This window comes from Mycobacterium sp. E3198 (assembly GCF_001667015.1).
Taxonomy (GTDB): Bacteria; Actinomycetota; Actinomycetes; order Mycobacteriales; family Mycobacteriaceae; genus Mycobacterium.
The window spans coordinates 1-1,074 of sequence record NZ_LZIS01000026.1; the positions used below are offsets into that span (position 1 = coordinate 1).

The 1,074-nt window shown below is 69.7% G+C and carries 1 protein-coding gene and 1 pseudogene; one reads left to right on the top strand and one right to left on the bottom strand.

The features are described 5' to 3' along the window. Positions 1-325 (top strand): annotated as a pseudogene (locus tag A5673_RS03675) (hypothetical protein); the annotation flags it as partial. 28 nt (positions 326-353) lie between these two features. Here A5673_RS03675 and A5673_RS03680 read toward each other — a convergent pair. After that, a partial coding sequence (locus A5673_RS03680) for a VWA domain-containing protein (protein ID WP_068227211.1) occupies positions 354-1,074 on the bottom strand: 721 nt, incomplete at its 5' end.

The following is a 1,074-nucleotide window of genomic DNA, read 5'->3' on the forward strand; positions in this document are numbered from 1 at the left end:
CGCGCGGCTGGCCAAGGACCAGGGCGTGCCCATCTCGACGATCTCGTTCGGCACCAAAGGCGGCGAGATCGAGATGAACGGGCAGCGGGTCGCCGTTCCCGTCTCGACCGACCAGATGAAAAAGATCGCCCAGCTCTCCGGCGGGCAGTCCTACACCGCGACCAACATCGCCGAGCTCAACAAGAGCTACAACGCCATCGAGAACGACATCGGGTTTCGCACGGTGCCCGGACCCGGCAGCGCCGGGTGGCTGCGCCTGGGCGTCGTCGCCGCGCTCATCGCCGCGGCGCTGGCCCTGTTGATCAACCGGCGGCTGCCGACCTGATCGCCCACCCGATCGCCGCCCTGATCGCCTAGGAGGGCAACCGGCTGTTGAGCGCGAGACCGGCCAGGATGGCGCCGGCCAGGACCACCGCCCCGAGCAGCATCCAGGCGAGGCTGGCGTCGCCCTTCACCGTCTCGTAGCCGATCTGGCGCTGCAGCGTCGAATAGACGCTTTCCAACGATTGCAGGCTGTCGGCGTGGAACGCCTCGCCGTCGGTGATCTTGGTGATCTCCTGCAACGTCTGGTCGTCGACGGGGACCGGGATGGTGGCGCCCTCGTAGTCGACGGTGCCGTAGGGCGTGCCGAAGGAAATCGTCGAGATCTGCACCTCCTCGGCCTTCGCGGCGCGCGCCGCGGTGAACGCGCCCTGCGGGGCGTTGGGGTCCAGCGGCACGTTCTCGGCGCCGTCGGACAGCAGCACGATGCGGGCCGGCGGCGGGGTGTCCTCGCCCGTGATGGCCGCGGCCCCGACCGCGTGCAGCGCGGTGAAGATCGCCTGACCGGTGGCCGTCCCGTCGGCGAACTCGAGCTTCTTCAGCGCGTCGAGGGTCGCCTGGTGCTGCGGGGTCGGCGGCACCAGCAGGAAGGGCGTCCCGGCAAACCCGACCAGGCCGAGATTGATGCCCGGCGTCAGCTGGCCGGCGAACTGGCTGGCCGCCTGCTCGGCCGCTTTGAGCCGGTTGGGTTCGACGTCGGTGGCGCGCATGGAGTTCGACATGTCGATGACGAGCACGACGCAGGCGCGGTTG